This is a genomic window from Olsenella sp. Marseille-QA0557, from assembly GCF_965119725.1.
Lineage (GTDB): Bacteria > Actinomycetota > Coriobacteriia > Coriobacteriales > Atopobiaceae > Coprovicinus > Coprovicinus avistercoris.
The window spans coordinates 236,625-262,353 of sequence record NZ_CBCPMI010000001.1; the positions used below are offsets into that span (position 1 = coordinate 236,625).

A 25,729-nucleotide genomic window follows, 5' to 3' on the forward strand; every position below is an offset into this window, starting at 1 on the left:
GGATTGCTATGGAGTATTTCTTTTTTGTCCGACCCTCAGTATATCCTCAATACAGAACATTTGTTCTCATGAGGAAGGATTGATCATGGCTGAGCACACCTATCTCTGTATCGATCTCAAAAGTTTTTATGCAAGCGTTGAGTGCGCAGATCGCCAGCTTGATCCTTTCACTACCGACCTTGTTGTGGCAGATCCAGAACGGAGTATAAATACTATCTGTCTCGCCATTACCCCAAGCATGAAAGCAAAAGGTGTCCATAACCGCTGTCGCATACGAGATATTCCTAAAGACATGGCCTACATCACCGCCGTACCACGCATGCATCGCTACATGGAGGTTTCTGCAGAGATTTATCGCACATACCTTTCCTTTGTATGTTCTGAGGACATCTGGCCGTATTCGATTGATGAATGCTTTATAGACGCAACACCATATTTACGCCTCTACCATGTTGATATACATACCTTCGCTCGCCAGGTTATTGCCGCTGTACGCACTAAAACAGGTATTGCTGCTACAGCGGGCATTGGTCCAAATATGTTTTTGGCCAAGGTTGCCCTCGATATTTGCGCCAAACATGCAGACGACGGCATAGGCATCCTTGATGAAGAGAGTTTTCGGCGCGAAATATGGTTCCATCACCCCATTACCGATATTTGGAGTATTGGTTCAGGCACAGCACGTCGGCTTGCCCAGCGCCATATCTATGACCTGGCAGGAATATGCGCAGAACGTCCTGAAATCATTCGATCCATGTTTGGCAAAAATGGAGAATACCTGCTCGATCACGCCTGGGGTCTTGAACCTGTCACCATCGCCGATTGTCGAAACTACACACCTCAAGCCCACTCTCTTTCCAATGGACAAGTTTTTATGCGCGATTACACGTTCGAAGAAGCCCGGACGGTTGTACGCGAAATGGTTTTTGGTAGCTGCATGAATCTTGCCGAACAGCTGCTTGCCTGTGACACAGTGGGCCTCTGGATAGGCTATTCACGCAGCCTTTTGCGATCAGGGGATGTGCAAAATACTGCGCCCTCTATGCACGCGGGCGGACAGCATTACCTAGGCTGCATTACCGCGTCCGAACGACGCATTTCTCAAGCGCTTATGGAAATCTTTGATACGCAGGTTTCTCCAACAGCGCCCATCAGACGCATCAACATTGCACTCATGGGTGTTGTACCCGCCCACCAAGCCATGCCAACCCTGTTTGACGATGTGGAACAAGACGAACGAGAAGCGCGTCTTGCGCAAGCGGCCGTTCGTGTGCGTCAGCGTTTTGGCCCCAATGCACTTTTGCGTGGCACAAGTCTTAAGCCCGGTGCCAACGCCTATGAGCGCAACTTGCAGATTGGAGGCCATCGTGCATAATGCCAACGCTTTTATCAACCTGCCATCACTCGATACATGGGAAAACTTACAGCCCTTAGAACGCGAACGTCGCGAAGGCATTCTGAGAAATATAAGCATTCGCATGTCTGAGTATGGTCCACACCGTGCCATAGCATCGCCAAAACGAGGACGTCTCTTCATGCCGTTTGCCGCCCTTACTGGTTATGAAAGCATGATCGAGCACGTGGAGCATGACGTAAATCAAACAGCAGATAATCACAGCGAACCCTAGTTATGCATGTTTAGAGCTTATGGGTATCCTCAGAGATGCATTCTAAATCCCCACCTGTTAGTATGATTTAGATGATTGAAAGACGGATATAGGGTATGAATAACCTTGCCCTACAAGCCGAACGAGATAAGGAGTCGCTATGGCACAACCCCTGCTCAGCGTGAATCAACTCACTGCGGGGACTGAAGACACCACTATTCTGCACGGCATAGATCTCGCCGTTGCAGCAGGTGAGACCCATGTTTTAATGGGCCCGAATGGTGCAGGTAAATCCACCCTTGGTCACGTTATTATGGGCGACCCACAATATAAAGTCACCTCTGGCACCATCTCTTTTGATGGAGAAGATATTACAGAAGCCACTCCCGATAAGCGCTCGGTAGCTGGCATCTTCCTCTCCTATCAGGCTCCCGTCGAGATTCCTGGTGTGCCTCTGATGAGTTTTTTGCGCACTATCTGTGATAAGCGCCCCGAACTCAAAATGAAAACAAAGCAGTTCCGCGCTCGTGTGCGTGAACTTGCTGATCAGCTGGATATGGATGCCTCTTATCTCGATCGTGAGCTTAACGTGGGCTTCTCCGGCGGCGAGAAGAAAAAAGTAGAAATGCTTCAGCTTTTGCTGCTGCAGCCAAAGCTCGCCATTCTTGATGAGACAGACTCAGGCCTGGACGTTGACGCACTTTCAATTGTCTCTCGAGGCATTCAAGCTTATCGCGAGCAGTGCAATGGCTCGCTGTTGGTAATTACGCACAACACTCGTATTCTCGAGCGCCTCGATGTGAATCGTGTTCACGTTATGGTCAAGGGACACCTCGTTGCTGAAGGTGGCCCTGAGCTTATTGGCGATATCGATACCAATGGCTTTGAGCGCTTTGAATCCAGCATCCCCACAGATACGGCCAATGCAGGGAGTGTGGCGTAAATGGCCGAACAGGTAAAAGACATTGATAGGAGTCTTTACGACTTCACAAAGCCTGAGGATGGCTACGAGCGTTATGCCGATGGACTTACGCCCGAAATTGTTGAATCAATTTCGCGTAAGAAGGATGAGCCCGATTGGATGCTCGATCTTCGCATGCGTTCATTGGAGATTTACCAGTCCATGGAGATGGCTCCGAACTGGGGTCCTTCCATTGATGGGCTGGACATGGACCACATCTCTACGTATGTAGCCCCCAAAACTAAACAAGCTTCCAACTGGGAAGATGTTCCAGAAGAGATTAAAGATACGTTTGAGCGTCTGGGTATCCCCAAAGCTGAACGTGCTTATCTTGCTGGCGTGGGAGCTCAGTACGACTCCGAGCTCGTATATCACAACATGCAAGATACAGCCGCACAGATGGGTGTTGTCTACTCAGGCATTGAAGAAGCGTTACATGGCGAGTACGCCGATCTTATCCGCGAGCACTTCATGCGCCTCGTTCCTCCTACCGATCATAAGTTTGCTGCACTGCATGGCGCCGTGTGGTCGGGCGGATCATTTGTATATGTTCCGGCTGGTGTGGACGTAGAGTTTCCCCTTCAGAGCTACTTCCGTTTGAATGCCGCCGGTGCTGGTCAGTTTGAGCACACGCTCATTATTGTGGAGCCCGGAGCTAACCTGCACTTTATCGAGGGTTGCTCCGCTCCTAAGTACAACGTGGCCAACCTTCATGCTGGCTGTGTAGAGCTTTTTGTCGGCAAGGGTGCACGTCTGCGCTATTCCACCATTGAGAACTGGTCAAAGAATATGTACAACCTCAACACCAAACGAGCTCGTGTTGAGGAAGATGGTGTTATGGAATGGGTATCGGGCAGCTTTGGCAGCCATGTGTCATACCTTTATCCAACCACCTATCTTTCGGGTGCCCGTTCCACCTGCGAATTTACTGGTATTACCTTTGCGGGCGCAACGCAAAATCTCGATACAGGATGCAAAGTCATTCTCGCAGCACCAGACACCACCTGCTCGGTTTCGACAAAGTCTCTTTCTAAGGACGGCGGCATCTCCACGTTCCGCAGCTCAATCGTTGTAACCGCCAAGGCAGAACATGCAAAGGCATCGGTAAGCTGTCAGTCACTCATGCTCGACGATATTTCGCGATCTGACACTATTCCTGCTATGGATGTACGCTGCCCCAGCGCTTCGGTGGGCCACGAGGCAACCATCGGACGCATCTCCGACGATACGATCATGTATCTCATGAGCCGCGGTGCTACAGAAGCAGAGGCCCGCACGATGGTCGTAAACGGCTTTGCCAACCCCATATCCAAGGAACTGCCACTTGAGTATGCCGTGGAGATGAACAATCTCATCAAGCTCGAAATGGAAGGAGCGATCGGCTAATGAGCGAAACGATGCTCCGCCACGTAAATGTGCCTCCCGCACAGACGTGGAACTATCTCAAAATTAACGACATTACTCTTACAGCTCCCGAGCCACCTGCTAAAGGCACGGCAGCAGCTTCTCAGCTTGCCGATATAGAAATGGGTTCAGGCACCGAAGCCACCGCTTGGGCCGATGCTGCCACTCCTGAGCGTCGTCTCGTTTATGTTGAGCCCGACACCTCAGAAACGGTACGCATCTTTGTTGACGATGAGCATCCATTGCTCGCTACCGACATTGTGGTAGGAGCAGGTGGATCTGTTCGCATAGCTGTTACCGAGGCGCTTACCGCTTCCAACGCAAGCTCCCAGCTCGCCTCCTCATGTCTGCGCATTCATGCCGAGCATGATGCCCGCGTCGAGCTTATTACTGTTGTTGCTGGTACGGCTCAGCCTCAGTTTCTCGATAACGTAGGTATTCGCTTGGATGAGCGCGCCTACCTTGAGTCTCGTCAATACGCTCTTACCGCATCAACCACCGCTCTTGGCTTGGCCGTCGATCTCGCTGGCAACCATGCGCGCGCTGATATGCGCCTCAGATATCTGGTACGTTCAGAAGAAATGCTGGATGTGAATTATCTGGCTCGTATGCACGGATCCGACTCCCGTTGCGACATTTCCATCTCTGGCGTACTTGAAAACGGTGCGAAAAAAACGGTGCGTGACACCATTGACTTAGCACACGGTGGCAAGCGTGCACGCGGTCGTGAGGACGAGACGGTTCTACTTGCAGGCGATCACGTGGTCAATAAGAGCCTGCCCGTCATTCTCTGCGATGAAGACGATGTGGCTGGCGATCACGGTGCCACTATTGGTTCTCTCTCACAGGAGCAGCTCTCCTATCTCGCCGATCGCGGTCTTGTGCCAGCAGAAGCAACTGCACTCTTCTCACGCGCTGTTGCTGACGATGCACATGCACACGCCGATAGCGCGACACGCAAGATCATTCGTGCAGCTGCACAACTGATTTGGAATGCCGATGTCGCTCAAGAGCTGCAGTGTGCAGAAGAAGATATGGATTAAGAAGGGCAACTACGGTGAGTACTACAAGCGACATTGCCACTAACCCTTATCGAGCAGATTTTCCTCTGCTCGCAAACAATCCTACCCTTGCGTTTCTCGACAGCGCTGCCACAGCGCAGCGTCCAACATGCGTGTTAGACAAGCAGCGAGCGTTTTATGAGACGATGAACGCCAATCCTTTGCGCGGTCTTTATCGCCTCTCTGTTAATGCAACCGAAGCCATAGAGAAGGTACGCGCGCAAATTATGCAGCTTACCCACGCCGGCGATGAGTATTGTGTTGTGTTTTGTCGCAATACCAGCGAGGCGCTCAATCTGGTTGCAAAGTCTTACGCTCCTTTGGTGCTTGGTCCTGGCGATGAAGTGGCAATAACTATCATGGAGCATCACTCCAACCTCATCCCTTGGCAGCAAGTATGTCGTGAGACTGGCGCAAAGCTGGTATATCTCTATCCCGATCATGCAGGCATGATCTCCGAGGATGAAATAGCACGTAAAATCACTTCTCGAACAAAGATTGTTTCCTGCGCTCATGTTTCCAATGTTATGGGTTGTGAGCTGCCGGTGCGCAAACTTGCCGATGCAGCACACGCTGTTGGTGCTGTTATGGTTGTGGATGCTGCTCAATCTCTCCCCCATATGCCGCTTGATATCAATACGCTTGGAGCAGACTTTTTGGCATTTTCCGCTCATAAGGCATTGGGCCCCATGGGTGTTGGCGTTCTGTTAGGACGTCGAGAATTGCTCGATCAAATGCCGCCTATGCTCACTGGTGGAGAGATGATCGATTCTGTAACTGAGCAAGATGCTACCTGGGCTCCTTTGCCAGAAAAGTTTGAAGCTGGCACGCAGGACGCAGCAGGCATTTACGGGGCCGGAGTAGGTCTTGATTACCTCACCCAAACGGTTGGGTATGACACAGTTCAGCAACGCGAAGCAGCACTTGTAGCCTATGCAATGCAGGAGCTTTCCCAGTTTTCTGACATTGATATTATCGGCAGCCCAGATGCCTCCAAGCATCATGGCGTGGTGAGCTTTAACTTGAAAGGTGTACATCCACACGATGTTGCAAGCATTCTCGACATGTCTGATGTAGCCATTCGAGCAGGACATCACTGCGCTCAGCCATTGCTTACCTGGCTTGGTGTAGAGAACTTGGCGTGCTGCCGAGCAAGCTTTGCATTTTATAACGATAAAAACGATGTTGATCGGTTCATTGAGGCACTCGATCAAGTCCGGAGGATCTTTAATGGCTGAAGGCAATATCTACTCACAAGCGCTCATGGATCATGTAGCGCATCCTGACTACAACTATGAACTTGATGATGCCACCTGTTCTCATGAGGGTATCAACCCCTCATGTGGTGATGACTTAACACTTCATATTCGTTTGGATGATCAAGGTCGAATTGAGGAGGCTTCCTGGACTGGAACAGGTTGCGCTATCTCCAAGGCTTCGGCCGATATGATGAGCGACCTTGTCGAAGGACGCACTATCGAAGATGCGCGCGATGCGTGTGCACTTTTTGGTCGCATGATTCGCGGCGAAGAGACCGATGCGGCCGCCCTTGAAGAACTCGGTGAAGCAAGCTGCCTAGAATCTATTTCTCATATGCCTGCACGAGTTAAATGTGCTGAGCTTGCATGGCGCACGCTCGACGAAATGCTCACCAACAGAGAAGGGATGGCACCCGAAGGGGGCGAGTAATGTGTCCAGTGGAATGTTTACAACAAAAGGACGCTATGCCCTTCGTGTTATGGCTGATCTCGCTGTCCATGATGGCTGGGTCTCCCTTGGTGAAGTTTCCAAACGTCAAGGGATTTCCCGCAAGTATCTGGAGCAAGTAGCCTCTTCTCTACTCAAAGCCGGCTACATAGAAGGCAGACGTGGAAAAGGAGGCGGCTATCGCCTCACGCGATCCCCTGAAGAATATACCTTGGGAGAGATTCTGAGAGCTGCAGAAGAAGGTACACTTGCACCGGTAAGCTGTTTGGATTGCAGCACCGGCGAACTTTGTCCACGCGCTGACGAATGTGCCACCATGCCCGTATGGCGCGATCTCGGTGCCCTCACGAGCTCATATCTTGATGGGAAACATCTCTCAGATATTTTGGAGCAAGACCATCAGATCGATATGTCTCACTAACCAAACACGCTCACATATCTCTTGTACTGGGATGACCGCTATGGTCATCCCATTTTTTATCGATACGAGTGCCACTGAGAAGTGTGCTCTAGCACCTACAACAAACCTTACAGCCCTAATAAAAAACGGTGCACCCGAAGATGCACCGTTTGCTTCCAACAATCTGTTGATGAGCAAAGACTTACGATGGCGAGCCTGCCAAAGCGAAGTCATATACAGAACCAAAGGTAATGCCCTGCGAAGGACTCATAGCCTCAATGGTCTGGCCGCCACCAATGCAAATGCCTACATGACCACTGCGCCATACGATATCGCCAGCCACTGCCTGTGAAGCAGGTTTATTGCAGTAAGCAGCCTGTGCACCAGAGCTGTGCGGAATCGAAATACCAGCGCATGCATAGCAGTACATGGTAAGACCAGAGCAGTCAAACGTACGGCTACCGGGGTTATAGGCACCGTAAACATAGTTGCCGCCAACCATGCTATAGGCCGCAGACACAATGGTGTTGCGCTGTGAAGACGAGAGGCCACCGCTCGAAACGGAGCCGCCGCCACCGCCTCCGCCGCTTACGGAGCCGCCACCGCCACCAGTGGAGCCGCCACCGGTAGAACCACCGCCGCTGTTGTCGGGCACGTAGTAGTTACCACCGTTCTGCTCAGCCTCCTGCTGAGCTTGCTGAGCCTGGCGCTGTGCCTCTGCCTCAGCAGCTGCCTGCTCTGCAGCCAATGCTTCCTGCACCTGGCTGTCGAGACTATTGACATAGCTCTCAGCCTCAGAAGCCTCAGCCTCAAGCGTTGCCTGCTGTTGCTCCTGCTGCTCCACGAGAGCCTCTTGCTCAGTCTTCTGCTGCTCGAGCTGAGACTGCTTGTCAGCAAGCTCTTGTTTCACTTGCTTTACCTCATTAATGGCAGCCTCATCGCTCTCAGTAACCTTCTGAGCGTAGTAAATGTTATTGGTGAGCTCATCAAAGCTTGAAGACTGCAACACAATCTCAAGCAGAGAAACGCCACCGCTCTTGTAATTGGCGGCTACGCGCTCAGCAAGGACATCCTGAGCCTCCTGAAGCTCAGCTTCCTTGTCTTTAATTTCCTGCTCGGTCTGCTCAATCTGCTTCTTTGTTTCCTCAAGCTGATACTTCGTATCATTCAAAGCTTCTGAAGCTTCAGCTGCCTGAGATTCAAGCTCAGAGAGACGTGCGCGGGCATCGTCAAGTTGAGCTTGCAATTCTGAAGAAGAGGGTTCCGCATAAGCGGGAACAGGAATGGACAAACCAACCGTTGTAATAGAAAGCGACGCGGCGAGCGCCGCGGCGAGCGCCTTATGCACCGTCTTTCGAGTCATAGGGCCCCTTTCAATAATTGGGTACGGTTAAGCAGCGGGCCTGCTGCCGAAAAGACAATTACCTATAATAGCCATTCGGACGATTCGGTTCGACCCTTTCGGCCTTAAAGTCTTCTTCAGCGGTGTGTCATTGTACGTAAACTAAACAAATCTCCTGCTTAACGCCGTACTCAACAATGTGAAAAATGTCCGATTTTCTGAGCACACGCATTACTTCAACCATTCATCACAAATGAAAATGCCAAAACAAAAAGCCTCCCGCCACTGAGTGACGGGAGGCTTCGCGCTTCATGTATTACTGAAACTTAGTTCCAGCCCTTACCATCGGAGCCAAACTCAATCATGAGCTCCTTGGTGCGCTCAACAATAGCCTCGCGACCAGGCTTGAGGAGCTTACGAGGATCGTAGCCCTTGCCCTTCTGGTCGGCACCAGACTCAATGTATTCACGCGTTGCCTGAGCGAAGACAACCTGGAGGTCGGTGTTGACGTTAATCTTGGAGATACCAAGCTCAATGGCCTTCTTGATCTGGTCTACCGGAATGCCGGTGCCACCATGAAGTACGAGTGGCAGATCGCCGGTGAGAGCCTTGATCTCGCCCAAACGGTCGAAGGAAAGACCGGCCCAGTTATCGGGATACAGGCCGTGAATATTACCAATACCGCAAGCAAGGAAGTCTACGCCCAGATCGGCAATGGCCTTGCACTGCTCAGGATCTGCAAGCTCGCCAGTGGAGGCAACGCCATCCTCTACACCACCGATGCCACCAACCTCAGCCTCAATGGAAAGGCCCTTGTTGTGTGCGATCTTTACGAGCTCGGCCGTACGATCAAGGTTTGTCTGGAAATCCTTCTCGTGTGAGCCGTCATACATAATGGAAGTGAAGCCAGCCTCGATGCACTTGAAGCACTCCTCATAGGAGCCGTGGTCAAGGTGAAGGGCAACAGGAACTGTGATGTTCTTATCCTCTACGAGCTGGTGAACAATCTGAGAAACGATCTTGAAGCTTGTTTGCCACTTCGCAGCGCCACCAGTGCACTGAATAATGAGCGGAGACTGGAGCTCTTCAGCAGCATCCAGAATGGAGCTCGCCCATTCAAGGTTATTGGTATTGAAGGCGCCAATAGCGTAATGGCCTTTTTCTGCGCTTTGCAGCATGGCAGTTGCGTTAACCAACATGTGAGAACCTCCGTATCGTTGGCACATGCATACCTACTGAGGCAATAATAGCCTTTTATGACCCCTCATACCCTCATGAGAAGCCAATGGATTTCGTCTTAACCATGACAATCGGCAAGCGAGATACAAATGCCTCGCATGCCACGGCATAATAAGCACGTCATAATAGAAAATCGTACGGTGTCCAAGAAACCCCGGGATTCAGGAGGGCAAAGCAGATGGTCCTACGCATCTATGTTGAGAAAAAACCTGGCTTTGATGTGGAGGCTCGTCAGCTCCTTGCTGAGCTGCGCAGCGTTGTAACAGAAGGACTTCCTGCCGATATGGCGTTACGCACCATTAACGTCTACGACGTTGAAGGTATTTCAGAAGAGCTGTTTGAAAAATGTATCCCGCTCGTATTCTCGGAGCCGCAGGTTGATACCGCTTCTCGCGAGCTTCCCCTTGAAGGTGTCGTACTCGGCGCCCCCGGAAGTGATGAAGGAATCGTGAAGACGCCTGAAAACCTTCGCGTGTTTGCTGTGGAACCACTCCCCGGCCAGTTTGATCAGCGTGCCGATTCAGCAGCAGAATGCGTTCAGCTTATTTCACAAGGTGAACGCCCACGTGTACGCTACGCAAAGATCTACGCCCTCACCGGCGATATTTCTGACGAAGTGCTCGAAGCTGTCAAACACTACGTCATCAACCCAGTAGAGGCACGCGAGGCTTCACTTGCTCTGCGCGACACCCTTGCGTCCGATATTGCAGATCCTGCACCTGTTGAGGTGCTCGATGGCTTTTTGGAGCTCGATGAGAAAGGTCTCAAGAACCTCATTGATTCGCTCGGTCTTGCAATGGATTTTGCCGACATTGCATTCTGCCAGGAGCATTTCCGCAAGGAAGGCCGCAACCCAACCATTACCGAAATTCGCGTCATTGATACCTACTGGTCAGATCACTGCCGCCACACCACATTTGGCACTGTTCTTGACGACATCACCATCGATGATGCTGTAGTTCAGCAGGCCTTTGATCGCTACATGGCCATGCGCCATGAGCTCGGTCGCGATGAGCGTCCCGTTACCCTTATGGACATGGGTACGATCGGTGCAAAATACCTCAAGCACACCGGTAAGCTCACTGGTCTGGATGAGTCTGAAGAGATTAACGCCTGCACCGTAAAGGTCACGGTGGATGTGGATGGAGAAGATCAAGACTGGCTTTTCCTCTTCAAAAACGAGACGCACAACCACCCAACAGAAATCGAACCTTTTGGTGGAGCAGCAACCTGCATTGGTGGCGCCATCCGCGACCCGCTTTCAGGCCGCAGTTATGTGTATCAAGCCATGCGCGTTACCGGTGCAGCCGATCCAACCGTTCCGGTTTCTCAAACACTTCCCGGTAAGCTTCCCCAGCGAAAGCTTGTTACCACTGCCGCCGCTGGTTACTCAAGCTACGGCAACCAAATTGGTCTTGCCACCGGACAGGTCTCTGAGCTCTATCACCCTGGCTATGTAGCCAAGCGCATGGAAGTTGGCGCAGTTGTCGGCGCCACCCCAGCAAATCATGTGCGTCGCGAAGAGCCTGCACCTGGCGATAAGATCATTCTTCTTGGTGGTCGTACGGGACGCGATGGCATTGGCGGCGCCACCGGTTCTTCCAAAGCTCACAACACAGAATCCATCGAGAAAGATGGTGCAGAGGTCCAAAAGGGTAACGCCCCTATGGAGCGCAAGCTGCAGCGCCTGTTCCGCCGTGGCGATGCGTGCCGTCTCATTAAGCGCTGCAACGACTTTGGTGCAGGTGGCGTATCAGTAGCTGTAGGCGAGCTTGCAGATGGTCTTCTCATCAATCTCGATAAGGTGACAAAGAAATATGAAGGCCTCGATGGCACCGAGCTTGCTATCTCCGAAAGCCAGGAGCGCATGGCTGTAGCAGTAGCTGCCTCTGACGTAGATGAATTCATGAGCTATGCTCACGAAGAGAACCTTGAAGCAACGGTAATTGCCGAGGTTACGTCTGAGAAGCGCGTGCGCATGACATGGCGCGACGACGTTATTGTTGATCTGTCACGCGAATTCCTCGCATCCAACGGTGCTCCTAAGCATCAGACAGTCCATATCCTTCCCAGGCAGACCTGGCAGCCAGCTTGGCAAGGAACCAATCTTTTAGAGCGCATGGAGGCGCTTGTCTCCGACTTGAATGTTGCATCCAACAAAGGCCTTTCCGAGCGCTTTGACTCCACCATTGGCGCCGCGACAGTGCTCATGCCCTTTGGTGGCAAAACACAGCTCACGCCCTCTCAGGCCATGGTTGCCAAGTTCCCTGTGGATGGTGAAACTACCACCGTCTCTGGCATGGCGTGGGGCTTCAACCCCTACCTTATGAGCGAAGACCAATTTGCAGGTGCCTATCTTTCCGTTGTAGAAAGCATCGCTAAGCTGGTGGCCACCGGCTTCTCGCACACAGATGCCTACCTCTCATTCCAAGAGTATTTCGAGCGTCTGCGCGATGTGCCCGAGCGCTGGGGTAAGCCCGCTGCAGCAGTACTCGGTGCGCTTATGGCGCAGGCAGATCTTGGCGTTGGCGCTATTGGTGGCAAGGACTCTATGTCCGGATCTTTTGAAGACCTCGATGTACCACCCACGCTCGTCTCATTTGCCGTTGCCACCGGATCGCTTAACCAGATTGTCTCCCCTGAATTCAAGGCTGCCGGTCATCGAGTTATCTGCGTTGCTCCTGCTCACTATGGCAAGGATTGGCGTCCTGACGTCAATGGGCTTCTCGACACCTTTAGTCTGGTTGAACAGCTTGTAAGAGATGGCGCCGCATGCGCTATTTCCACTCCTGGCTATGGCGGAACAGCAGAAGCTCTGTTCAAGATGGCACTTGGCAATCGCATTGGTCTTACGCTTGACACTCACGTGTCCATCGACAACCTGTTTGCTCCTGCTTACGGCAGCTTCATCATTGAGCTTGCTGACGAAGCAGCTCTTCCCGAATCAACTGACACGGTCCTTGTCCAAGAGCTTGGCCAGACAGGAGCTGACTACACCCTTTCCACGGGCGAAGAAACCGTTGATCTTGCACACCTGCAGGAGATATGGGAAGGCGCACTTGAGGGCGTATTCCCCTACAGAAGCGCCGGCGATAAGAGCGCCGAGAGCACACCGGTTGCACCTATCACCTACAACTGTGCCACCGAAGAGCGCATTCAAACTGTCTATGACGGAGCAACCTTTGCACATCCGCGCGTTATTATCCCTGTCTTCCCTGGCAATAACTGCGAATACGACAGTGCACGTGCCTTCCGCCAGGCGGGCGCTCTAGTAGATACCTTTGTGATCAATAACCTTTCACCTCAAGCGGTAGCTGAAAGCACCCGTGAGCTGGCCCGCCGCATTCGTGAAAGCCAGATCGTTATGATCCCTGGTGGTTTCTCAGGCGGCGATGAGCCTGAAGGCTCGGCTAAGTTCATCACTTCATTTTTCCGTGCCCCTGAGGTAACCGAGGCTGTTCGCGATCTGTTGCAAAACCGCGATGGCCTTATGCTCGGCATTTGCAATGGCTTCCAGGCACTCGTAAAGCTCGGACTCGTGCCTTACGGCGATATTGTTGATGCCACACCCAACGCCCCAACACTCACGTTTAATACCATCGGACGGCACCAGAGCCGTTTGGTACGTACGCGCGTAGCAAGCGATCTTTCTCCATGGCTGTCCGCATGCAAGACCGGCGAAATATATACCGTTATATATACCGTTGCTATTTCGCACGGCGAGGGTCGCTTTGTTGCAAACGACCAGGTATGCGCAGAGCTACAAGCCGGCGGACAAATTGCCACGCAATATGTTGACGAGGCTGGCAATCCCAGTATGGATCTCTCAGTTAATCCGAACGGCTCAATCCTTGCCATCGAAGGCATTACAAGCCCCGACGGTCGTGTCTTTGGCAAGATGGGCCATGTGGAGCGCCGCGGACAAGATCTCTATCAAAACGTTCCTGGTGAGAAATACATGCCTATCTTTGAAAGCGGTGTCGCCTACTTCTCGTAACGTTTCAACATGTGGCTGGTAGTACTTAACACTTAGTTTGGAGGGAGTCGAAATGAGTTTTCTTGAGTTAGCACAAGCGCGTTACTCTGAGCGTCACTTCGCGTCTACACCTCTTGAACCTGAGAAGCTCGAGTACATCTTGGAGGCTGGCCGCCTCGCTCCCACTGCAGAAAACTACCAGCCACAGCGCATTTTGGTTGTGCAAAGCCCGGAAGGGCTTAAACGCATCGATGCTTGCACGAAGTGCCGCTTTGGTGCACCTTGCGTCCTTATATTGGCCTACGATCTAAAAGCCTCTGCACACAATCCAGATGTTGTGGACTATGGCATTGTTGATACGTCAATCGTGGGTACGCAAATCTCACTTGCTGCAGAAGATGTAGGCATAAAGAGCTGTTGGGTGGGACTTATCGATCCACCCGAGCTGCGCAGGCAATTCTCAATCCCTGCAAGCTATCGCATTGTCGCAGTTATGCCACTCGGGTATCCCAGCGATAAAAGTCGCCCTTCATACCTGCATCGGCGTCGCAAGCCCCTTGAAGAAACAGTCTTCTTTGAGCAGTATCCCCAACCAGCCTCACAGCCCGAAACGGAGGAATAGCTTGTACGGATTACAGGCCGAGGCGCATTTTGACAGCGCGCACTTTCTTACAAACTACCATGGCAAATGTGAAAATCTGCATGGCCATCGCTGGCGCATAGTTGCCACCATCACCACCGAAAACCTCGCCGATGGTTTGGCAGACAATGGCACTTCGCGCGATATGGTGTTGGATTTTGGCGCCTTTAAGCGTCTGGTTGCCGAAATCGCCGACGAGCTCGATCATACCTTTTTGGTTGAGGAAGGCTCCCTTGCCCCTTCAACGATTGCAGCTCTTGAAGCTGAAGGGTTTTCACTCACGATTCTCCCCTTCCGCACCACCGCCGAGAATCTCGCTCGTTGGATATTTGAACGACTCGTTGAGCGCAGCTTGCCAGTCTCGCAGGTTGAGGTAGATGAGACCCCCAATAACCGTGCTTTCTACAGCCGCTCCCCTGAGGCTGCCAGCTAAACCATAAGGGCTTATCTGCTCCATCCGCTGGCTCAGGTTTACTTTGATCGACGTCCGCTCCTTTGGCTTTTTGCCGAGCGGGCGTTTTTCTCTTTGCGCACACTGTAGCCAAAGGTGCCGAGCTTCTCCCCTAACGCGTAATACTCGCCATGGGAATAGGCGGTAAGATCTGCACGCGCCAAATCGAGTTTTCCTGAAGTATCGAGAAGAGCATCGTCAACCTGCACAGCAGTAATCTCAGCCAAAAACAAGTCGTGGCTTCCCAACTTCTCGATCTTGGTAACTTTGCATTCGAGGTTGACGGGAGACTCTGCAATAAGGGGCGCATAGCTCAGAGTTGCTGCCAGCTCTGGCGTAAGCTTCATTTCCTGCCACTTATCCACCTCAGCACCAGAACGCACGCCACACCAGTCGCAGGCATATTGAAGCTTGCGAGAGGTTAGATTGATAACAAATTCGCGAGAATCACAGAGCAATGCATGGCTAAAACGCCGCGGCATTACCGAGATGGAAACCATGGGTGGATTGGAGCATACCGTTCCTGCCCAAGCAACCGTGATGATGTTTGATCTACCGTCTCGATCGGCAGTGCTCACCATGACTGCTGGCACTGGATAAAGCATGTTTCCACCACGCCAAACGGTTTTTGCCATTATCAACCTTTCTTCTTTGTCTCACATAGCTCAACTCTACCGAAGTTTTTATAAAAACCAAACTATCTGTCGAAATCTATTCAGGCATTACTCCTTGGTAAAGGGTCTTTCAGGTCTCGCGTCAAGAGCAAAAATAGCCTAGAGTAATACCCTATGGATACGAAACTGAAGGGAGCTCAATCCGGCCATGGCCCAGAACTCACGATTCAAAATTAGTCACCTTGTTGGCGTTCTTCTCGCTGCAATCGCCCTTGTCGGCACTGTTATTTGGCTTGTTGCCCGTATGGGTATGGATCTCAATATGGCAGCAGCCACCGTTACCATAGGCCTCGCCCTTATTGGCCTGTGCTTTTATTGGCTGCAAAGGCAGCTGGATCACAACAGGCGCACCAACGATCGCACACTCGTTGTTGAGCCTATTCTTGAGACATACCGTACAACTCACAACAAAAAGCGCCTGCTGCGCGAGTATGACGAGTGGGCTAAGGGCAGCCACGACTACGAAGTTCAAGACCAGTTCCTTATGGATGTTATTACCCTGCTGGTAAAAGATGGGCATAATTTTGAGGCCAGAATGCGTCTCGATGAGCTTGATGATCTCGCTTTTACCGATGAGCAGGCGGCAGAGGCACGCCGATTCCGCCAGGTTGTGGAAGAGCGTATTCGTATTAACAAAGAACGCGCCGCTCGAGAGAAAAACGACGACTCCTCATCTGAAAAGAGCGAGAAGTAGGTTATTTTTCTATCTGCACGTTTTTTCAGGATTGTATAAATCGGTACTAAATGGCGTCCTTTATGCCAGAAGGGACTTTTATGGCCAAGCGTAAAGACGGGTCCATGCTTCCTAAAATTGCACAGGTAATCTTGATTATTACTTGTTGCGCAGCCGCTCTTCTTTTGCAGAACTGGTTCATGTCGGACTTGCATTTTCATCCGCTCCTTGCGGGCGGTGCTACCGTTGTGGTTGTTTTGGCCTTTGCTGGCATTAGCTATATAGCACTGCGCCTCACGCATAAGGCTAATCAAAAGGACGATGCCCGTACCATCGATCCCATTCTCAATGCCTACGAAGAATCCGACTCCAAGCGTCAGCTTGCTCGGGATTACGACGAGTGGGCAGCGGGCGAACATACAAAGATCGTCCGTGTACAGATGCTCGAACGTATGGCTATGGCTCTTGCACGCCATGGACATGCTTTTGAGGCGCGCATGCGCGCGGATCAGCTCGAAGAACTTGCCTCAACTGATGCTGAACATGCTTCGGTCGAGAAATTCCGCGAAGTCCTAGAGAAAGCCATCTCTGAGATGCGTGCCGAGAAGACCGACGATACCGCTGATGAAGCGTCATCAGATCATGCAACAACATCTGATGAGAGCGACTCAAACAAGGATTCAGACAACGACTCAGATGTGACCGAGTAACAGGCGTAATTGCGCTTTGCCTACAAACTTTTGCACGCATGATAAAAGCACAGCAGTCAAAAACTGCTGTGCTTTGTTGTGACGTTCTGAAAAGCTGACCAGGATGCGCTCTTAGCAGACCTTTACGACCCAGCCGTAGCGATCCTCAATCTCGCCATCCTGAATACCGGTTAAGGTCTCACGGAGCTTAGCCATGACAGGTCCCACGTGCTCCATACCGCCTTCACCAAAGATAATTTCGGTGTCGCCATTTACAACCTTGCCAACAGGGCTAATAACGGCTGCGGTGCCGCACATGCCGCACTCAACAAACTCTCCGGAGGCAACCTCCTCGAACGTAACAGGACGCTCAACAACCGTCATGCCCAGCATGTCACGTGCAACCTGGACAAGGCTACGGCGAGTAATCGAAGGAAGAATGGAGTTTGTTGCAGACTGTGGCACTACAATTGTGCCTTCCTTATCAACAAACATAAAGTTCGCGCCACCGGACTCTTCGACATAGGTATGAGTCTGGGGATCGAGGAACATATTGTCAGCAAAGCCCTCTTTGTGGGCCTCAACGCTTGGATACAGGCTCATGGCGTAGTTAAGGCCGGCCTTAATAGCACCGGTGCCATGCGGAGCAGCACGGTCATACTCAGGAACCTTAACAGCAACCGGCTTAACACCACCAGAGTAATAGGGGCCTACAGGTGTAACAAGAATACGGAACTCATATGCATCGGCTGGAGAAACGCCAATAACCTCACCTGTAGCAACCATGAAGGGGCGCACATACAGCGTAGCTCCCGATCCAAAAGGCGGCACCCATGCCTCGTTTGCCTTAACTACTGTTTTAACAGCCTCGACAAACTTATCCTCTGGGAACGGCGGCATAACAATGCGACGGGCAGAGTCGGCCATACGGCTTGCATTAAGATCGGGACGGAAGCAAACAATGTCACCAGACTTGGTGGTGTACGCCTTAAGACCCTCAAATACCTCCTGGCAGTAATGGAAGATGCCAGCGCACTCAGAGAGTGTAAGTGTGTGATCTGACGTAAGGTGTCCTTCACCCCAAGCACCATCACGATATTCGCATACATAGCTGTAGTCGGTAGGTTGATACGCAAAACCGAGGCTACCCCAGTCGATATCCTTCTTTTCCATTACGTGCTTCCTTTCCACGTTTTTCTTCCATCCGACTTGGTGGTCCGTCAGAAAGTGTACTACTGACAAAGACTTTGTACGTCAATTTGAAGAGATGTGAAACAAGTCTGATAAGAGTCTGAGACAATCTTTTGGTACGTTCTCTTTCTAACACGTGAGATTGGAACTATATGCGCATGTTTATGAATGATTACTCTGAGGGTGCAGCTCCGGCTCTTTTGGATGCACTTGTCGATACGAACTATGAGCAGACGGTAGGCTACACCGAGGGCGATCCTCATACTGAGCATGCTCGCGAACTTATCCGTACGGCAGTTGGACGCAATGATGTGTCCGTTGAATTTTGCATAGGTGGTACGTCAGCAAATCTCGTGTGCGTATCGGGCATGCTGCGCGACTACGAAGGTGTTATCTGCACGAAAGATGGTCATATCAATGTGCATGAGACAGGAGCAATTGCTGCTTGCGGTCGCACCGTTCTTCCCACCGATGATGCTGATGGTTTTTTGAGTCCTGAAGCGGCGGAGCGTGTATGGCGTTTTCAAACTTCCACCGGTCGACATATGACACGCCCTGCACTGATCTATATCAGCAATACAACAGAGTTTGGTGGTGTCTGGACGCGCGACCGCTTGGATGCCATATGTGATTGGGCTCATGGGCATGATTTGAAGGTGTATCTCGATGGGGCGCGTCTTGGCAGTGCCCTTACTGCCTCTAACAACGATATTACCCTTCCCTATCTTGCACAAAAGGTTGATGCCTTCAGCATTGGAGGCACAAAAAACGGCATGCTCTTTGGCGAGGCAGTTGTCATCGCCGACAAGCAGCTTGCGCTAGACTTCCCCTACCTGGTAAAAGAACGAGGCGGACTCTTGGCAAAAGGCCGCTTGCTTGGCGTTCAGTTTGAGACCGCCTTTGCGGGTGGCGCAGCCAACACGCCTGATGAGGCGCTGTATTGGCAGTTGGCAAGAAATGCAAACGTATGCGCCAATCATCTGCGCTCAGGCATGATTGAGGCTGGATACACCCCTTATGGCGATTCCACTTCCAATCAACAGTTTTTTATTGTTTCCCCGGATAAAGCTGAACAGTTTGAGAAATCGAGCGGGTGCGAGGTTTTTCTGACACTCGAAGACGGGCAAAAAGTAATTCGCTTTGTCTGTTCTTGGGCAACCAAACTTAACGATGTAGATGAACTTCTGGAGTATGCTCGTGAGCTCTAATACACACCCAAACAAGGCAGCTGAAATCACGTCTCAGCCGCTTAACAAGCCCTTTGTTCTTGTCATACTCGCAAGCCTCTCCTGCATTCTCTGGGGAAGCGCCTTGCCAGTTATTCGCTTGGGATACCAGATTCTCTCCATTTCCTCAAACGACACTGGTTCTCTTCTTCTGTTTGCCGGTTCGAGGTTCTTTTTGGCTGGTCTTGCCGTAACCCTTGTGCATGCTCTGGTGAACCCTGCGGCACGCCGACTGCCTAGCCGTAAGGAGATGGGCCTTGCAGCCGAGCTCTCGTTCTTTCAAACATTTGGACAGTATGTATGCACCTATATTGGAACCGCGCATGCAACAGGTGTTAGCAGTTCGCTGTTACAAGGGGTAAGCGTTTTTGTCGCACTCCTTGTTTCTTCTCTTATTTTTCGCATGGAACAACTCACTGCGCGCAAAGCTCTGGGTTGCATCGTAGGCTTTGCAGGAGTGGCACTTTCTGCAGGCGATATTGCGTCTGCAGGCTTTTCTTTTGAGGGTGAGGGCATGATTGTGCTTGCCACCGTTATGGCAGCCATGTCAACGGTTTTAATGGCCCGCCACTCCCAAGGTCATTCACCTGTTATGCTCTGCGGATGGCAGTTCATGATCGGTGGCGTTGGACTCTTCGTTGTAGGTCTTGCTCTTGGCGGACATGTTGGTTTTGCTGAGCATCCCGCAGGTCTTCTCGTGCTTGCCTGGCTTGTTATGGTGTCAGCTGTTGCATATGGCGTTTGGAGTATGTTGCTTCGCGATAATGACGTTTCGCATGTCGCCATATTTGAGTTTGAAATTCCCGTATTTGGCGTTTTGATTTCACTTCTGTTGCTCGGCCCAGAGGGCACAACGGTGGGTTTTGCCACCGTTGCATCCCTTTTGCTTGTTGCAGCAGGTATCTACATTGTGGAACGCAGCCCCTTAGAAAAGCGGAGCACCGAAGAGGGCGAGCCAGCATGTCAGATAAGTGAAAGCTCCTCGTAGGAAGCAAACGTTTCATCTGCAGCACTTACATCCTGCACAACCGATCCGCCTGTAAAAGCTATGGTGTGCATACCAGCTGCTTTACCAGCAGCAATACCAGTTGGTGAATCTTCAACAACGATGCACTCCTCCGGTTTTAGACCCAAAAATCCGAGTGCAGTGAGGTATGGATCGGGTGCAGGCTTTCCTACAAGATCCATGTCGCCGCCAACAAAGGCATCAAAATGGGATGTTATGCCAAAGCGATTGCAGGCATACACAATCTCATATGTATCAGTCGTAGAAACAAGAGCAAGACGAATGCCGTGGGCAACCAAGTCGTCCAAAACCTTTTTTGCACCAGGAACAAGCCCTTGGAGCCGCTCTTTATAGATAACATCGTTCCGTTGACGACGCGCCTCAAACTCTGGATAGGTAATTTCTACGCCATGGCGGGCAAACATCGCCGGCACCGACTCTAATCCTGTTGTGCCAATAAGCGAACGAAGGTCCTGTTCATCAAGCCTAATGCCATACTGCGCTGCAACAGCTTGATCGAGCTCAAAGCCAAGTATTTCCGTATCCGCAAGAGTTCCGTCAAAATCAAAAAGTACACCCTTGAGATTTTCGGGACGGGCCATGCCACACCTCCGTGGTCGCACCAAGCACCTATAAAAAATGGACAAGCTCCTTAATTCTGTATCTCAATTGGTATCAGAATTAAAGGAACTTGTCCATATTAGACAGGCGGATTGCACTGCCGCAACGTATAAACGTGGATTTAAGCGCTCTTCATAACAACCGAACGAACGACACCAGCGGACTTATCACAAGCATCGAGGCAAAGCTCCATGCGGTCAAAAAGACGCAGCCAAGTAACGCTGGTGCGGCCATTCTCCTCATCGCGGAACAGGCGCCTTAAAGCGGTTGAATAAACGATGTCGCCTTCATCCTCAATGCTTGAGATCATGATGGCCTTGTCCATAACCGTTCGATCGCTCTTGAAGTTGGGAAGTCTATCAATCATGTCATACACTTCGCCAACACAACGAACGGTGAGCTCAGCAAGCTGTGGAGCCTCTTCACGGGTGTCTGAAATGTTGAACAAGTCGAGACGAACAACAACACCGTTCATCATGTCGACGATGTCGTCGAGCGCAAGAGCCAAATCAGAGATATCCTCACGCTCAAAAGGCGTAATGAACGAGGTATAGAGGTTCTCCATAATGCGCTTTACTTTTTCATCGCATTCGGTCTCATACACCTTCATCTGAGGAATACGTGCGATAGACTCTGGGAATTCGCAGATGATGTCCTTGTATTCATCGGCGGCCTCAACAATCTTGCTGGCAAGGTCGCGCAGCATGGTGTAGAAGTGATCTTCTTTCTTAATACGTGCCATAGGAGCTCCTTTACTTGGCGCTAGCCGGTTGGCGCGAAAGCAATCTTGTCAAAAGCGCGCCATACCTCCAGACCCGAGCGTTAAAACAGTACGAGAAATACCTTTGCCAGCACAAAACCGATAATGCCGCAGCCTGGGAAGGTAAATACCCAGGTAAATACCATTTCCTTTGCTACCTGCCAGCGAACAGAGCGAATGTTCTTTGCTGCTCCTGCGCCCATAATAGCTGCTGTCTTGGTATGGGTGGTCGATACAGGAAGTCCTGTCAGGGTAGCGATAAGCAGGCTTGCGCTCGCAGAAAGAGAAGCTGCAAATCCCTGGTACTTCTCGAGATTTGCCATTTCCATACCAACTTTTTTGATAATGCGTTTGCCACCTACAGCAGTGCCCAACGCCATCGTGGCAGCACAAAGAACTTCAATCCACAGAGGGAATCCCTGGACATCACTGATGTTTGCCCCTACGGAAAGCACGATAGCAAGCATTGCGGTAGACATGAACTTCTGACCATCTTGTGCGCCATGCATCAAGGCAACAAAAGCCGAGCCCAGAACCTGAAGGCCGCCAAAAGCATTGTCAGCACGACGACGATCAACATTACGACAAAGGCGTTGGATGAGCTTGGTGATACCCCAGCCAGCTCCAAATCCCAAGACTGTGGAAAGAATAAGGCCATAAATAACCTTTATCCACTCTGCCCCATTCACGCCATCAAAGCCACCCTGCACAGCAAGGGCAGCACCGGTAAGGCCAGCGATAAGCGCGTGGCTTTCACTGGTAGGAATACCAAACAACCAAGCACCAATGCCCCAGGCCACGATACCCACTGTTGCCGCAGCGAGTGCAATAAGTGCTGCATGCGAATCTCCACCAAAGTCAACCATGCCAGAGATGGTGTCGGCAACGGCTGTGGAGATGAGCGACATGAGTACAAGACCCACGAAGTTGCAGACTACGCTCATTGCAATTGCTGCATTGATACCAATGGAACGAGTACCAACCGACTCTGCAATTGCATTTGCAGCGTCGGTAGCGCCGTTAACGAAAATCGTGCCCAGAACCAGCACGATTACCACGGCTAGAAAGGGGTTCGAGGCAAGGGTCTCAAGAAAGAGCGAGAAACTAACCACATGTCTCCTTTCAGACACTTACTGCCTAGATGACATTTTAGTTGAGTTTTAGCTTTGTAAGCTCCACGTTAAGAGTTTTGTTAGGGAAATGTTTGCTTCTGCTTGCCCGCCGCCTTTTGTCCTGCAAATGTCCGGCTATGGTATCGGAACAGATGGTAGAGACATAGCACTACAATTGCTGCAAAATCTTCGAGTACCGTCAATACGAATTCGTATCCGAAAGATGGGCAATCATCTCGACAATCTCTTGATAGCGCGGATCGTCACCCGCAAGTTTGCGCCACTCGGAGGATAACAACCGCTCGACAAGCGTCTGACGCATAAGCGCGGCAATGTCGTTCGTCTGATGGACTTTGTGCTCAGCCCAGGCCTCACCAACTCGGGAGGAATCAAAGTTGTCAGCTATGTAGTCCCAAAACGGAGACTCAGACGGACTCGGAGCCGTCTGAGTCTCAATCACAGTATCAACCACACGCACAAGAGCTTTAAGTGCTTCGTCCTTCTCACCCGCGCGGCGTAAAGCTTCGGAGAGCTCGAGGGATATCGTAGCCGAGAAGAATGGGTTTACCGCATCCATATCCAGAGCCTCGAAGACAGTCTGTGCAGCTGAACCAGCAGCTCGCGCGAACGCTACATCGTCCCGCATCCCCATCTCCTGCATGAGTGACGAGAGCACGAAGTGCGTAGCTCTCAGACGTTCCATCTGAAGAAGTTTAAGAGCATCATCGTAGCGTCCAAGCTTGCGATAGGCAGAAGCAAGGAGCATCGTCGGGGCGCTTGCATCCTGTCGTCGCACGAGTGGCTCCAAGACCGAAGCAGTCTCATCGAAGCGGCCTGCCTGAAAGAGTACTGTGGCCCTCTGTTGCTGTGCAAGAAAGAGCGTCGATGGATCCGTTGCCGTTTCGAGTACATGTTCGATAAGGACGAGTGCCTCGTCTGTGAGTGTATCCGCATCAGGCATGTTGCGACGAGCGCTGTCCTGCTCAGGTACCGGCGTGAAAGACGTTGTCATACCCGCACCCCACACCGTGAGCAGCGACGCGAGCATAAGCAATAGATTCATATCGGAGTAGTGTTCGGTGGCGAGCATGCGTAGACGTTCGTGTGCAGCAACAAGATCCTGCTCGGCCAATGCACACACCTCGACGTAGAGTGTGGCAGACTCTTCCTCAGTAAGCTCGTTTCGCCAGTCGAAAAGCTCATCTAAGGTAAGTGAGAAGTACGCAGCGATGCGAGGCAGTAGGCTCACATCCGGCAAGCTCTGCTCGAGCTCCCACTTTGAGACGGCAGCCTTTGAAACACTCAGGTGGGCGGCGAGCTCCTCTTGCGTGACACCTCTGCGACGGCGCTCTCGTGCAATGGTACGACCGATGCTAATGGTTGTGTCCATGATGCTCCTCTGATGCTGTAATCGGCTGGTAGTCCCAGTATGAAGTCGAACTGGAGTGGAATCAAAGGAGCGCTAGTTGACGTTTCTCATATACAGTCAACTGGCATTCGATGTTTTATTTACCTTTACACTAAAGAAAAAAGGTCAGCAGCCACACGACCACTGACCTGCAAATTTACTGGAGCCAGCTACCAGACTCGAACTGGTGGCCCCCGCTTTACGAGAGCGGTGCTCTACCGACTGAGCTAAGCTGGCGCGGTTAACAACTATACGGGGGTTGCCACGTTTTTTCAAGCAAAAGCTCAAAGCTCTTATATGCGCATAAAAAGAGCATTATCGATAGCAACGTCCCTGCGGCAAAGCGCCGTATAGAAACTACAGCGCTTTAAGGACTCCCCTTACCAGACGTTCAAAGTCATCTGCATGAAGCTCGGCTTCGGCCAGCACGCTTTCGTGGGTAACCGTTGGGTCGCCCGCAGCATTTGCCGCAAGGGTCAGACCCAGGACCTGCATACCCAAAGCATGAGCCATGATAACTTCGCATACCGTAGACATGCCCACATAAGACACGCCCATAGCACGGAGCGCCGCAACCTCAGCAGGTGTCTCGAAGCTAGGTCCTAAGAGACCAGCGTACACACCCTCCTGAACCGAAATGCCCAAGTCATCTGCCACATTGTGTGCAAGAGCACGCAAATAAGGTGTATAGGCATCCGTCATGCCCACGAAAGGCGTTTCAAGATCGCGAAGGTTCTCTTCCTTCGCAAGAGGATTCGCACCCGTAAGATTGATGTGATCCGTAAGAATACCAAGGCCCTTACTCGCCATGCCCTCAACCGCGCCAGTTGCACAAGCAAACATAATGCTGCGGCAACCCAAACGATATGCATGGCGCACAAGCGCCGTCACTTCATAGGCGGAGTAGCCCTGATACAGATGAATACGACCTGGATATACCACCACCGGTACACCATCTACCGTACCTATCGTAGCTTCAAAGCTATGACCAGCAACAGGTGTGGCATCTGTTGGGAAATCCTCGATATCGCGATAAGCAATGCGACGAACCGGATGGACAAGTCCAGCAAGATGGCCCAATCCACTGCCCAGCACAATGGCAACCGGATGCTCAACGGACGGCTTACACTTGATAACTTCGTCCTCGCTCACCACACACACTCCCTCATCCTTCAGCAGACGTGTAAATACACCATCTCCTGGAATCAAAGTTTTACTGTATGTTCCATCGTAAACGCATCCGACACCACAAGAAGGGCTCTTTGCCTTCAAGACGGCCAGCGGAGCAGAACTTGCAAGCGCACCAGATTTATGTACGCGATCCAAACTCAACTCTGCACCACGCTGAAACGCATCGGTCACATCAGTTCCATCCTGCAAATACACGCCATTATCACGCTGTTCAGCAGGCGGCCGAGGAATAGGAAGCCCAGAGGCGGTCTCCGGACAAACGCGGCAAACCTCAACTCCAGGCTTTTGAGCAAATTCAACAACGGTAGGACATGGCTTAGCCTTGCCGTTATACCGGCAAGCAACACCTAGCAAACAATTGCTCACAATAACGCGCATGCCCTGCCCTTT

At 51.5% G+C, this 25,729-nt stretch carries 24 protein-coding genes and 1 tRNA gene; 15 read left to right on the forward strand and 10 right to left on the reverse strand.

Annotated features, from left to right (window positions below):
- The first annotated feature begins 85 nt into the window (after window positions 1-85).
- From ACQY6Y_RS01090 to ACQY6Y_RS01125, 8 genes are all read left to right on the forward strand, one after another.
- On the forward strand, window positions 86-1,375 hold the full coding sequence (locus ACQY6Y_RS01090; RefSeq protein WP_428378460.1) for a DNA repair protein: 1,290 nt from the start codon (window positions 86-88) through the stop codon (window positions 1,373-1,375).
- The gene (locus ACQY6Y_RS01095; RefSeq protein WP_428378461.1) at window positions 1,368-1,628 is read left to right on the forward strand and encodes a hypothetical protein; all 261 of its coding nucleotides are present in this window, start codon (window positions 1,368-1,370) and stop codon (window positions 1,626-1,628) included. Before ACQY6Y_RS01090 ends, ACQY6Y_RS01095 begins: the two co-directional genes overlap by 8 nt.
- 139 nt (window positions 1,629-1,767) lie before the next feature.
- The gene (sufC, locus tag ACQY6Y_RS01100; protein WP_428378462.1) at window positions 1,768-2,550 is read left to right on the forward strand and encodes a Fe-S cluster assembly ATPase SufC; all 783 of its coding nucleotides are present in this window, start codon (window positions 1,768-1,770) and stop codon (window positions 2,548-2,550) included.
- On the forward strand, window positions 2,551-3,954 hold the full coding sequence (gene sufB, locus ACQY6Y_RS01105; protein ID WP_428378463.1) for a Fe-S cluster assembly protein SufB: 1,404 nt from the start codon (window positions 2,551-2,553) through the stop codon (window positions 3,952-3,954).
- Window positions 3,954-5,015 (forward strand): SufB/SufD family protein, encoded by a 1,062-nt coding sequence (locus ACQY6Y_RS01110; protein WP_428378464.1) that lies wholly within the window; start codon window positions 3,954-3,956, stop codon window positions 5,013-5,015. Before sufB ends, ACQY6Y_RS01110 begins: the two co-directional genes overlap by 1 nt.
- A 14-nt stretch (window positions 5,016-5,029) precedes the next feature.
- Window positions 5,030-6,271, forward strand: a complete 1,242-nt coding sequence (locus tag ACQY6Y_RS01115; RefSeq protein WP_428378465.1) for an aminotransferase class V-fold PLP-dependent enzyme — start codon at window positions 5,030-5,032, stop codon at window positions 6,269-6,271.
- Window positions 6,264-6,722 carry a Fe-S cluster assembly sulfur transfer protein SufU gene (gene sufU, locus ACQY6Y_RS01120; protein WP_428378466.1) on the forward strand — a complete coding sequence of 153 codons (459 nt, stop codon included), beginning with the start codon at window positions 6,264-6,266 and terminating at the stop codon, window positions 6,720-6,722. Before ACQY6Y_RS01115 ends, sufU begins: the two co-directional genes overlap by 8 nt.
- 13 nt (window positions 6,723-6,735) lie before the next feature.
- Window positions 6,736-7,161, forward strand: coding sequence for an RrF2 family transcriptional regulator (locus ACQY6Y_RS01125; RefSeq protein ID WP_428379932.1), 426 nt, complete (start codon window positions 6,736-6,738; stop codon window positions 7,159-7,161).
- A gap of 181 nt (window positions 7,162-7,342) precedes the next feature.
- On the opposite strand, the gene ACQY6Y_RS01130 is transcribed toward ACQY6Y_RS01125, so the two are convergent.
- Entirely contained in the window at window positions 7,343-8,503 is a 1,161-nt protein-coding gene (locus ACQY6Y_RS01130) for a coiled-coil domain-containing protein (RefSeq protein WP_428378467.1), read from the reverse strand.
- 305 nt (window positions 8,504-8,808) lie between these two features.
- Window positions 8,809-9,681, reverse strand: coding sequence for a class II fructose-1,6-bisphosphate aldolase (gene fba / locus ACQY6Y_RS01135; protein ID WP_428378468.1), 873 nt, complete (start codon window positions 9,679-9,681; stop codon window positions 8,809-8,811).
- A 218-nt stretch (window positions 9,682-9,899) separates the two neighbouring features.
- Between fba and ACQY6Y_RS01140 the strand changes: the two genes are divergently transcribed.
- From ACQY6Y_RS01140 to ACQY6Y_RS01150, 3 genes are read left to right on the forward strand one after another with little or no spacing between them, the layout of a single operon-like run.
- Window positions 9,900-13,718: a phosphoribosylformylglycinamidine synthase gene (locus ACQY6Y_RS01140; protein ID WP_428378469.1), complete on the forward strand. Its 3,819-nt coding sequence runs from the start codon at window positions 9,900-9,902 to the stop codon at window positions 13,716-13,718.
- A gap of 52 nt (window positions 13,719-13,770) precedes the next feature.
- A complete protein-coding gene (locus ACQY6Y_RS01145) occupies window positions 13,771-14,319 on the forward strand; it encodes a nitroreductase family protein (RefSeq protein WP_428378470.1) in 549 nt (182 codons plus the stop codon).
- Between the two features lies 1 nt (window position 14,320).
- Complete coding sequence (locus tag ACQY6Y_RS01150; protein WP_428378471.1) at window positions 14,321-14,770, forward strand: 6-pyruvoyl trahydropterin synthase family protein; 450 nt, start codon at window positions 14,321-14,323, stop codon at window positions 14,768-14,770.
- A 38-nt stretch (window positions 14,771-14,808) separates the two neighbouring features.
- Here ACQY6Y_RS01150 and ACQY6Y_RS01155 read toward each other — a convergent pair whose 3' ends face one another.
- On the reverse strand, window positions 14,809-15,423 hold the full coding sequence (locus ACQY6Y_RS01155; RefSeq protein WP_428378472.1) for a flavin reductase family protein: 615 nt from the start codon (window positions 15,421-15,423) through the stop codon (window positions 14,809-14,811).
- A 187-nt stretch (window positions 15,424-15,610) separates the two neighbouring features.
- Between ACQY6Y_RS01155 and ACQY6Y_RS01160 the strand changes: the two genes are divergently transcribed.
- Together ACQY6Y_RS01160 and ACQY6Y_RS01165 are read left to right on the forward strand one after the other, a co-directional pair.
- Complete coding sequence (locus ACQY6Y_RS01160) at window positions 15,611-16,156, forward strand: hypothetical protein (RefSeq protein WP_428378473.1); 546 nt, start codon at window positions 15,611-15,613, stop codon at window positions 16,154-16,156.
- A gap of 80 nt (window positions 16,157-16,236) precedes the next feature.
- Window positions 16,237-16,845, forward strand: coding sequence for a hypothetical protein (locus ACQY6Y_RS01165; RefSeq protein ID WP_428378474.1), 609 nt, complete (start codon window positions 16,237-16,239; stop codon window positions 16,843-16,845).
- A gap of 111 nt (window positions 16,846-16,956) precedes the next feature.
- On the opposite strand, the gene ACQY6Y_RS01170 is transcribed toward ACQY6Y_RS01165, so the two are convergent.
- Entirely contained in the window at window positions 16,957-18,015 is a 1,059-nt protein-coding gene (locus tag ACQY6Y_RS01170; RefSeq protein WP_428378475.1) for a branched-chain amino acid aminotransferase, read from the reverse strand.
- A gap of 152 nt (window positions 18,016-18,167) precedes the next feature.
- On the opposite strand from ACQY6Y_RS01170, the gene ACQY6Y_RS01175 reads away from it, so the two are divergent.
- Together ACQY6Y_RS01175 and ACQY6Y_RS01180 are read left to right on the forward strand one after the other, a co-directional pair.
- The gene (locus ACQY6Y_RS01175; protein ID WP_428378476.1) at window positions 18,168-19,223 is read left to right on the forward strand and encodes a threonine aldolase family protein; all 1,056 of its coding nucleotides are present in this window, start codon (window positions 18,168-18,170) and stop codon (window positions 19,221-19,223) included.
- A complete protein-coding gene (locus ACQY6Y_RS01180; RefSeq protein WP_428378477.1) occupies window positions 19,213-20,229 on the forward strand; it encodes a DMT family transporter in 1,017 nt (338 codons plus the stop codon). The genes ACQY6Y_RS01175 and ACQY6Y_RS01180 overlap by 11 nt, the downstream gene beginning before the upstream one ends.
- On the opposite strand, the gene ACQY6Y_RS01185 is transcribed toward ACQY6Y_RS01180, so the two are convergent.
- The 6 genes from ACQY6Y_RS01185 to ACQY6Y_RS01210 form a co-directional block, all read right to left on the reverse strand.
- A complete protein-coding gene (locus ACQY6Y_RS01185; RefSeq protein ID WP_428378478.1) occupies window positions 20,205-20,849 on the reverse strand; it encodes an HAD family hydrolase in 645 nt (214 codons plus the stop codon). The two genes, ACQY6Y_RS01180 and ACQY6Y_RS01185, sit on opposite strands and share 25 nt — an antisense overlap.
- Before the next feature lie 140 nt (window positions 20,850-20,989).
- Window positions 20,990-21,610 (reverse strand): DUF47 domain-containing protein, encoded by a 621-nt coding sequence (locus tag ACQY6Y_RS01190; protein ID WP_428378479.1) that lies wholly within the window; start codon window positions 21,608-21,610, stop codon window positions 20,990-20,992.
- Window positions 21,611-21,690: 80 nt separating this feature from the next.
- Window positions 21,691-22,740: an anion permease gene (locus tag ACQY6Y_RS01195; RefSeq protein WP_428378480.1), complete on the reverse strand. Its 1,050-nt coding sequence runs from the start codon at window positions 22,738-22,740 to the stop codon at window positions 21,691-21,693.
- Between the two features lie 199 nt (window positions 22,741-22,939).
- Window positions 22,940-24,130 carry a helix-turn-helix domain-containing protein gene (locus ACQY6Y_RS01200; protein ID WP_428378481.1) on the reverse strand — a complete coding sequence of 397 codons (1,191 nt, stop codon included), beginning with the start codon at window positions 24,128-24,130 and terminating at the stop codon, window positions 22,940-22,942.
- A 179-nt stretch (window positions 24,131-24,309) separates the two neighbouring features.
- Window positions 24,310-24,385 (reverse strand) — tRNA-Thr (locus ACQY6Y_RS01205).
- Window positions 24,386-24,505: 120 nt separating this feature from the next.
- Window positions 24,506-25,717 carry a purine-nucleoside phosphorylase gene (locus tag ACQY6Y_RS01210; protein ID WP_428378482.1) on the reverse strand — a complete coding sequence of 404 codons (1,212 nt, stop codon included), beginning with the start codon at window positions 25,715-25,717 and terminating at the stop codon, window positions 24,506-24,508.
- Window positions 25,718-25,729 lie beyond the last annotated feature (12 nt).